The sequence below is a fragment of the Pseudomonas sp. FSL R10-1339 genome, assembly GCF_009600545.1.
Lineage (GTDB): Bacteria > Pseudomonadota > Gammaproteobacteria > Pseudomonadales > Pseudomonadaceae > Aquipseudomonas > Aquipseudomonas bubulae.
This window is the reverse complement of sequence record NZ_WIVQ01000185.1, coordinates 1-2,697: the sequence shown is the minus strand read 5'-3', so window position 1 is coordinate 2,697 and position 2,697 is coordinate 1. Positions and strand designations below refer to the sequence as shown.

At 60.5% G+C, this 2,697-nt stretch carries 2 protein-coding genes and 1 pseudogene; 2 read left to right on the top strand and 1 reads right to left on the bottom strand.

Translation table 11 applies throughout. From position 1 onward, the window contains the following. Positions 1-329 precede the first annotated feature (329 nt). A complete protein-coding gene (locus GHO03_RS24095; protein WP_133144904.1) occupies positions 330-1,379 on the top strand; it encodes an alpha/beta hydrolase in 1,050 nt (349 codons plus the stop codon). Between the two features lie 15 nt (positions 1,380-1,394). Next, positions 1,395-1,883 (top strand): annotated as a pseudogene (locus tag GHO03_RS24090) (cupin domain-containing protein); the annotation flags it as partial. 65 nt (positions 1,884-1,948) lie between these two features. On the opposite strand, the gene GHO03_RS24085 reads toward GHO03_RS24090, so the two are convergent. Continuing rightward, on the bottom strand, positions 1,949-2,697 hold a 749-nt coding region (locus GHO03_RS24085; protein ID WP_153400652.1), incomplete at its 5' end, for a LysR substrate-binding domain-containing protein.

The window sequence follows — 2,697 nt, the reverse complement described above, 5'->3', positions numbered from 1 at the left end:
ATCTTGGCCTCCTGGCTTTAATGGCGGTGTATTTTACAGAAAATCGTATTTCTTGGGTTTACGTACAGAGCCTAGCAGAGTAGGTAGGGGTGAGCGCTCTGTCACACCCGTAAACAAGAATAATTGCTGAGCTGCGGCTATCGCCCGCTTGCGGCCGACGGCGGGTGCCAATCACCAGTCGGTGGATTTATGCGTCATTGGTATAAGTGCTATCAATAAAGCCGCGTTTATCAATGAATTCCTACGCGCTAAGTTACTTCTGTATTGAATACGCGCACACCTCTGGTGGCCGTTTCCTACAGAAGTTTTAACTTGAAAGGGAGATTCCTGTGACGTTTACGGTGCTTAAAGCCACGTTTATGGCCGCAATGGTCGGCATGTCCGCCGCGGAGGCGGGGGACTACAAGACCAACCCGTTCACCCTGACCTACGCGGGTGCGATCACTCGCAACGAGCCAGGCAAAGTCAATATCCACCCGGTCACCTACAAGCTCAATGGCCTGGACATCGCCGCCAATGTGTACACCCCCGCCAATTACGATGCGGGCAAGAAATACCCCGCCATTGTCGTCGCGCACCCCAACGGCGGGGTCAAGGAACAGGTGGCGGGCCTGTATGCCCAGCGCCTGGCGGACAGGGGCTATATCACCATCACCGCCGACGCCGCCTACCAGGGCGCCAGCGGCGGTCAGCCGCGCAACGTGGACAAGCCTGCCAACCGTGTTGAAGACATCCACGGCATGGCCGATTTTATTGCCAGTTACCCCGGTGTTGACCCCCAACGTCTGGGCTTGCTGGGTATCTGCGGCGGCGGTGGCTATGCCTTGAAAGCCGGGCAGAGCGACAAGCGCTTCCAGTCGATTGCCACTGTGAGCATGTTCAATTCAGGGCTGGTACGCCGTAATGGCTTTATGGATTCGCAACTGGACACCCTCCAGGAGCGTCTGCAGCAGGCCACCGCTGCCCGTGCCCAGGAAGCGGCAGGTGGCGAAGTAATCTACACCGGCGATGTCAAACTCACCGACGAGCAGATCGCCAAGCTGCCCTTTGATCTGTATCGCGAAGGTTTCGAGTATTACGGCAAAACCCACGCCCACCCCAACTCGACCTTCAAATACACCTTCAGCAGCCTGCTGGACCTGATGAGCTTCGACGCCACCAACCAGCTCGAATTGCTCAACAAACCGTTGCTGATGATTGCCGGCAGCAAGGCCGACACCCTGTATATGACCGAGCAGGCGTTCGCCAGGGCCACGGGCACCCAGGACAAGACACTGTTCAAGATCGATGGTGCGACCCATATCCAGACCTACTGGGTGCCTGAATATGTGGACACTGCCATTAACCAGCTGGCTGATTTCTATGCCAGAACACTCTGATTCCGGGAGGTTTGCATGAAGCGGACACTGTGGACACTTGCCATGTGTGTTGCGGCCCCCCTGGCGGGTGCCGCCGGATCGTCAGCCGTTGACGACAAGGCCCGGGCGCAGCAGATCACCCGCAGCGCCGACCAGGCCTCGACAGCGGGTCCCGAGGACTACTTTACCGGGCAGGTACGGGTCGATCCGCTGTTTGCCGCCAGCGAGGAAATCAACGCTTCGGGTGCCTACGTCACCTTTGCGCCGGGCTCCCGCTCCGCCTGGCACACTCACCCGGCCGGGCAGCGGCTGGTGGTGGTGTCCGGCGTGGGACTGACCCAGGAGTGGGGCAAGCCGGTGCAGCAAATCCACCCCGGCGATGTGGTGGTTTGCCCACCGGGCGTCAAACACTGGCACGGCGCCGCAGCGGACGGTGCCATGACTCATCTGGCCGTCACCGGCAGCGTGGACGGTAAGAGCGTGACCTGGATGGAGAAAGTGACGGATGAGCAATACCAGAGCCGTTAAGTTTCAGAGCCCTGCCATGCTGGCTGCGGGGTGGACGGGCAAAGCCGTGAGCTGGCACCTCCTCAGCCTGGGTAACGCAAGGCTTCGCGCAGCAGGGTGAAGGCCGGGGAGGACTGGCGTCGGCTCGGGTAGTAGAGGTGGTAGCCGGAGTAGGGTTCGCACCAGTCCTCCAGCACACGGATCAGGCGGCCCTGCTCGATATAGGGCCGTACCACGTCTTCCGGCATATAGGCCAGGCCCAGCCCCTGCAGGACTGATTCCAGGCGCATGGCAATGTTGTTGAACACCAGTTGGCCTTCGATCCGCACGTTGAGTGCCTGGCCGTATTTTTCGAATTCCCACATAAACAGGCCGCCGTGGGTAGGCATGCGCAGGGTGATGCAGTTGTGCGCCATGAGATCGGCCGGGATCACCGGCTTGGGGTAGTGGCTGAAGTAAGCGGGGGAGCCGATCACCGCCATGCGCATATCGGGCCCGATGCGCATGGCAATCATGTCCTTGGCCACCTGTTCGCCCAGGCGCACGCCAGCATCGAAGCCCTCGGCGACGATATCGGTCAGGCCGTAGTCGACGATAATCTCGATGCTCAAGTCCGGGTGGTCGGGCAGCAGCCGCGCCAGCACCGGCTGCAGCACCGCAATCGCCGCATGCTCCCCTGCGGTGATGCGCAATTTGCCCGCTGGCCGGTCACGGAACTTGCTGAGCAGCGCCAGCTCGCTGTTGATCTCGTCGAAGCGTGGGGCGATCACCTGCAGCAGGTGCTCGCCCCACGCTTCGACGAGATCAACAGCGAGCTGGCGCTGCTCAGCAA